Here is a 5,780-nt window from a genome sequence, read left to right as displayed (position 1 = left end):
CCCCCGGCGAGGACAAGGACACCGGCCGCTCCGACACCACCACCGCCCCCGGCAAGGGCTCCCCCCGCACCGACGCCACCGCGCCTCCGGCCTCCCCCGAGAAGCCCGGAGACCGCACCGACGGCAGCACGGACCCCCAGCCCTCCGGCTCGTCGGGCTCCTCCGACGCCACCCCGGACGACGGCCTGCTCGGCGGCGGCACGGACGGCCTGCTGGACGAGCTCCCCACGGACGAGCTCACCCCGCCGCCCTCCGAGAACCGCCCGAGCGCACCCGCCGCCCCGGACGTCACCCTGCCCCCGCTCCTCCCCGGGCTCCTCCCGGGCCTCGGCATCGACGGCGAGAACCTCAGGCCGTAAAGCCGAATCGGACAGGGGAAGGGGCCGGTACGCGGATCGCGTACCGGCCCCTTCCTCGTGAAGTGCGGGCTCAGAAGAAGATTCCTCGTGAAGTGCGGGCTCAGAAGAAGACCGACCGCCGCTGCACCAGCAGCTTGTACAGCGTGTGCTGGATCTGCTCCCGCACCTGGTCCGTCAGGTTGAACATCAGCATCGGATCCTCCGCCGCCTCCGGCGGATAGCCGTCCGTCGGGATCGGCTCACCGAACTGGATCGTCCACTTCGTCGGCAGCGGCAGCGCACCCAACGGCCCCAGCCACGGGAACGTCGGCGTGATCGGGAAGTACGGGAAGCCCAGCAGCCGGGCCAGCGTCTTCGCGTTGCCGATCATCGGGTAGATCTCCTCCGCCCCCACGATCGAGCACGGCACGATCGGCGCACCCGCCCGCAGCGCCGTCGACACGAACCCGCCCCGCCCGAAGCGCTGGAGCTTGTAGCGCTCGCCGAACGGCTTGCCGATGCCCTTGAACCCCTCCGGCATCACCCCGACGATCTCGCCCGTCTCCAGCAGCCGCTGCGCGTCCTCCGCACAGGCCAGCGTGTGACCGGCCTTGCGCGCCAGCTCGTTGACGACCGGCAGATGGAAGACCAGATCCGCGGCGAGCAGCCGCAGATGCCGCTCGGCCGGATGGTTGTCGTGCACCGCGACCTGGAGCATCAGCCCGTCCAGCGGCAGCGTCCCGGAGTGGTTGGCCACGATGAGCGCCCCGCCGTCCGACGGGATGTTCTCGATGCCCTTCACCTCGACCCGGAAGTACTTGTCCGCCAGCGGACGCAGCGCCGACATCAGGACCTGGTCGGTGAGCTCCCGGTCGTACCCGAACTCGTCGACGTCGTAATCCCCGGTGACCCGCCGCCGCAGGAACGCGAGCCCGCCCGCGATGCGCCGCTCCCAGCCCCCGGCCGGCGGACGACCCGCGTCCACCGCGTCCGGACCGGGCTCCCGGGGCCCACCGTCCGCCTCCCCGGTCTCCGGGGACCCGTCGGACAGGAGGCCGGGCTGTTCGGGGACCTGCGCCCCCGGCAGGGCGCTCACCGGAGCAGCGGAGCCGTCGCCCCGGCCGCTGCCGCCCGTCCCGGTCCTGCGCCGCGCGGGACGCGCACCGCCACCGGACCGCGAACGGTCGTCGTCGAACGGAATGACCTTGGCATCCGCCATCGTCGGTGCGCTCCTCTACCTGGCGCCGTGAGTCGTCTGTACCGCACCGGCACCGCGCTCCCGCGGTCCGGCACCCTTCGGCAGCGGCAACGCCGCCAGCCGGTCCACCGCCCTGCCCAGCGTCTCCGGCGGCAGCAGCCCGGGCCCCCGGCTCCGCGCGAACTCCGCGAAGGTCTCCGCCGTGGTGAACTCCGGCCGGAAACCGAGGGTCTCGCGCATCTGCACCGTCGAGACCACCCGGCCGTGGGTGAGCAGCCGGATCTGTTCCGGCGAGAAGTCGGTCATGCCGATCGTACGGAGCGCCGAGCCGACCCAGGTGACGGCGGGCAGCAGCACGGGAACGGTCGGCTTCCCCAGACGCCGCGAGCACTGCGACAGCAGCAGCACCCCGTCGCCGGCGATGTTGAACGTGCCGCTGTTCAGCGTTCCGCGCCGGGGCTCGCTCGCCGCGATCCCGAGAACGTCGATCACATCGTCCTCGTGCACGAACTGGAGCCGGGGATCGTAGCCGAAGACGGTCGGCAGGACGGGCAGCGACAGATAGTCGGCGAGCGGCGAGTCCGGGTGCGGCCCCAGGATGTTGGCGAACCGCAGCACGCACACCGCCACGTCCGGGCGGCGGCGGGCGAAGCCCCGTACGTACCCCTCGACCTCCACCGCGTCCTTCGCGAAGCCGCCGCTCGGCAGCGACTTGGGCGGGGTGGTCTCGGTGAACACGGCGGGGTCGCGGGGCGCCGACCCGTACACGCTCGTGCTGGACTTCACCACGAACCGCTGCACCGTCGGCGACTTCTGGCAGGCGCCGAGCAGCTGCATGGTGCCGATGACGTTGGTCTCCTTGATCGCCGTCCGGCCGCCGGCGCCGAGCGCCTTGCCGGAGACGTCCAGGTGGACCACCGTGTCGACGGCGTACTCGGCCAGGATCCGCGCTATGGCCGACTGCCGGATGTCGGCGCGGACGAACTCCGCGTCGCCCAGCTGGTGCGGGGGCGCAACCGCGTCGACCGCGATCACCCGGTCCACCCCGGGATCGCGCTGGACGCGCCGGACGAAGCGGCCCCCCAGCTGCCGGGCCACTCCTGTGACGAGGACGACCTTCCCCAAGACCAGTGCCTTCCGTCGGCATGGGAAGCCGAACCCTGCTTCCCTGTTCCCCTGCTTCCCGCGGTAACTTCCCTGGCGGTCACCGTAGCGGGTGGACGGTTCCCTGTAACGCACCGCAGCCCCTCCACCGGAACGGCGGAGGGGCTGCGGATCTCACGAACTGCGTTCGCTTACTTCTTGTTGCGACGCTGAACGCGCGTGCGCTTGAGCAGCTTGCGGTGCTTCTTCTTGGCCATCCGCTTGCGCCGCTTCTTGATAACAGAGCCCACGACTACCCTCGCTCACTTCTTCTTCACTGGTGCGGGGCGTCTGGGCCCACACGACCTACGTCGGCCTAGCCTACCCGCCACTGTCCGAGGGACGTAATCCGCGGGCAACCCGAGGCTCACCTCAGGCTGATTCCACCCCCACAAAGGACTCGCGGAGATACGCGTGAACCGCTTGCTCCGGCACCCGGAAGGACCTGCCCACCCGGATCGCCGGCAGATGACCGCTGTGCACCAGGCGGTACACCGTCATCTTCGACACTCGCATGACCGAGGCGACTTCCGCCACGGTCAGAAACTTGACCTCGTTGAGAGGCCTCTCGTTGTCAGCAGCCATGATCCACCTGTCCCTCCGCACCGGACGCGCACCGGCTTCCCCTCCGGTGACTCTTCGTCGTTGTGCGCTCACTCCCCAGATTAGGGGCGGGTGGTGCGAGTGGGGAAGAGGGGAGGCGATCGACGGCTTACTGTGACAGACGGGCCCGATTGAGCACATAGCGCGTCAACGGCCGGTAGAACGGCGCCCGTACGCCGTCGTCGAGCGGAACGACCACGGACACCCGCCCCTCCGCCTCCCCCACGAACAGCGCCGGATCGTCCGTGTCCGCCGGACCGATCGCCTCGATCCCCAGCTGACCTGCACCGCAGACCCAGCCGTGATCCCCGATCACCAGCTCGGGCAGCACCCCGAGCCGCTCCGCCGCGTCCTGGAGCGCGAGCCGCACGGGAAGCGGCGAATGCGTGTGCGCGCCGGTCTCGCCCCCGGTGGGCCGCCCCCCTGGTTCGCGCACCAGGGCGACACCCCGTACGTAGTCGAGACGGTACGGGCGTACGCCAAACCGGGTCGTTATGTCGACACATCGCCCCTGCGCGGGGGTGAGAACAGGACAGCCCGCCGCCGACAGAGCGTCTGCCAGCCCGGCGTAGAAACCGAGCAGCCGGTGCGGATGCCCGGTCCCCAGCAGCACCGGAGCCCGCCGCTCGGCCACCAGCGCCAACCGCTCCGCGAACGCGTCCAGCGCGGCCACCGTCCGATCCGGATCGATCGCATCGGGGCCGCTCACATGCGCGGGGTCGCCCGAGACCCCGCACCGGTCCGCCATCAGCCGCAGCAGCTCGCCCTCGCCCCAGGCCCGCTCGGGCGCGAGCCCCAGCAGCACCCGCGGATCCCGGGCGGCGAACAGCCGGTAGCTGCGCAGACTGGTCTCGCGCGACGTGGCCACGGGCCCGGCCAGCCGGGCCGCCAGCAGATGGGCGCGCAGCGCCCCGGTGCTCAACACCCCTGGGATGCTGCCGTATCGCGGAGCCGGAGCGGGCCGGAATCCCGTTACGCCCCACCGTTGGCGTAACGCGCGGCACAATGCCCCGCGCCGGGCGCCTCAGGTCAGCAGCCCCCGCAGCGGGAAGGCGGCCTTCCGGGTCGCGAGCACCGCCTGGTCCAGCCGGTCCGCGGGGTCGTACCCGTCCTCCCACGCCTTCCACGACGGCGTACGCCCGTCCGTCATCCGCCCCGGCCCCAGCTGCCGCGTACGGGCGTAGACGAGATCACGCCAGGACGGCGGCACCACCGACTCCGGATCGACCGGAGCGTGCGCCGCGATCCCCACCAGGTGCGTCCACGACCGGGGCACCACGTCCACCACCGCGTACCCGCCGCCGCCGAGCGCCACCCACCGCCCGTCGGCGTGGTCGTGAGCCAGCCGGTGACAGGACTCCATGACCGCCCGCTGCGCGTCCAGCGACACCGCGAGGTGGGCGAGCGGGTCCTCGAAGTGCGTGTCGGCCCCGTGCTGGGTGACGAGCACCTGGGGCCGGAAGTCGGCCAGCAGCTCGGGCACCACCGCGTGGAAGGCCCGCAGCCACCCCTCGTCCCCGGTCCCGGCGGGCAGCGCGACGTTCACCGCGGAACCCTCGCCGTCCCCGGACCCGGTCTCCTCCGGCCACCCGGTCTGCGGGAACAGCGTCCTCGGGTGCTCGTGCAGCGAGATCGTCAGGACACGCGGGTCCTCCCAGAACGCAGCCTGCACCCCGTCCCCGTGGTGGACGTCCACATCGACGTACGCGACCCGCTCCGCGCCCAGCTCCAGCAGCCGGGCGATGGCGAGGGCCGGGTCGTTGTAGACGCAGAACCCGGCGGCCGACCCCGGCATGGCGTGATGCAGCCCCCCGGTGAAGTTCACCGCGTGCTCGGTCTCGCCCCTCCACACCGCCTCCGCGGCCCCGACGGACAGCCCGGCGATCAGGGCGGACGCCTCGTGCATCCCGGCGAACGCCGGATCGTCCACGGTCCCGAGCCCGTAGTTCTGGTCAGCGGCCCGAGGATTCGCGGAGGCGGCCCGCACCGCCGCCACGTAGTCCTGCCGGTGCACGAGCCGCAGGGTGGAGTCCCCCACGGGCTTCGCCGACCGCAGATCCACCGCCGTATCGAGCCCGAACGCCCGCACCAACCCCATCGTCAGGGCGAGGCGGACCGGGTCCATGGGGTGGGTGTCCCCGAAGTCGTATCCCGTAACTGCGTCATCCCACATCAGCTGTGCGCGGCCGCTCATGCCCGCCACCGTATCGGGCGGGCTCCGGCCCGAACGCGCGGGCATACACCAGCGTCGCCAGCACCAGAACCATCGGTACGAGCATGGCCCCGCGATAGCTCCACGCATCGCCCAGAGCGCCCACGAGCGGCGAACCGACCAAGAACCCCACATAGTTGAAGATATTCAGCCGGGCCACGGCAGCGTCGCTGTTCTCCGGGAACATCCGCCCGGCGGCGGCGAAGGTCTGCGGCACGATCACGCAGAGCCCGAACCCGAGCATCGTGAACCCGAGCATCCCCACCCAGGCCCCGGGCGCCACCGC

7 protein-coding genes and 1 pseudogene are annotated in these 5,780 nt (G+C 71.7%); 1 reads left to right on the top strand and 7 read right to left on the bottom strand.

The window, feature by feature from the left end; genetic code table 11:
* Positions 1-359: pseudogene (locus D3105_RS31575) on the top strand (DUF5667 domain-containing protein); the annotation flags it as partial.
* Between the two features lie 100 nt (positions 360-459).
* Here D3105_RS31575 and D3105_RS31570 read toward each other — a convergent pair.
* The 7 genes from D3105_RS31570 to D3105_RS31540 all read right to left on the bottom strand — a co-directional run.
* Positions 460-1,557: a lysophospholipid acyltransferase family protein gene (locus D3105_RS31570; protein ID WP_118906301.1), complete on the bottom strand. Its 1,098-nt coding sequence runs from the start codon at positions 1,555-1,557 to the stop codon at positions 460-462.
* A 15-nt stretch (positions 1,558-1,572) separates the two neighbouring features.
* Entirely contained in the window at positions 1,573-2,661 is a 1,089-nt protein-coding gene (locus D3105_RS31565) for an NAD-dependent epimerase/dehydratase family protein (RefSeq protein WP_118906300.1), read from the bottom strand.
* A gap of 170 nt (positions 2,662-2,831) precedes the next feature.
* Positions 2,832-2,930, bottom strand: coding sequence for a 30S ribosomal protein bS22 (locus D3105_RS31560; RefSeq protein WP_003948845.1), 99 nt, complete (start codon positions 2,928-2,930; stop codon positions 2,832-2,834).
* Between the two features lie 121 nt (positions 2,931-3,051).
* Positions 3,052-3,264 carry a helix-turn-helix domain-containing protein gene (locus D3105_RS31555; protein ID WP_029182680.1) on the bottom strand — a complete coding sequence of 71 codons (213 nt, stop codon included), beginning with the start codon at positions 3,262-3,264 and terminating at the stop codon, positions 3,052-3,054.
* A gap of 127 nt (positions 3,265-3,391) precedes the next feature.
* Positions 3,392-4,207, bottom strand: a complete 816-nt coding sequence (locus D3105_RS31550; protein ID WP_118906299.1) for a phosphatase — start codon at positions 4,205-4,207, stop codon at positions 3,392-3,394.
* 99 nt (positions 4,208-4,306) lie between these two features.
* Positions 4,307-5,476: an acetoin utilization protein AcuC gene (locus D3105_RS31545; RefSeq protein WP_118906298.1), complete on the bottom strand. Its 1,170-nt coding sequence runs from the start codon at positions 5,474-5,476 to the stop codon at positions 4,307-4,309.
* On the bottom strand, positions 5,445-5,780 hold a 336-nt coding region (locus D3105_RS31540), incomplete at its 5' end, for an MFS transporter (protein ID WP_118906297.1). The genes D3105_RS31540 and D3105_RS31545, both read right to left, overlap by 32 nt.

The organism is Streptomyces globisporus, assembly GCF_003501885.1.
Lineage (GTDB): Bacteria > Actinomycetota > Actinomycetes > Streptomycetales > Streptomycetaceae > Streptomyces > Streptomyces globisporus_D.
Note: the sequence above shows the minus strand (reverse complement) of the source record. Positions and strands in the feature narration are given on the sequence as shown.

What these genes read in the sequence shown, in the direction of transcription:
- D3105_RS31570 (WP_118906301.1), bottom strand. Translation starts at nt 1,557, where the DNA reads ATGGCGGATGCCAAGGTCATTCCGTTCGACGACGACCGTTCGCGGTCC.
- D3105_RS31555 (WP_029182680.1), bottom strand. Translation starts at nt 3,264, where the DNA reads ATGGCTGCTGACAACGAGAGGCCTCTCAACGAGGTCAAGTTTCTGACC.
- D3105_RS31545 (WP_118906298.1), bottom strand. Translation starts at nt 5,476, where the DNA reads ATGAGCGGCCGCGCACAGCTGATGTGGGATGACGCAGTTACGGGATAC.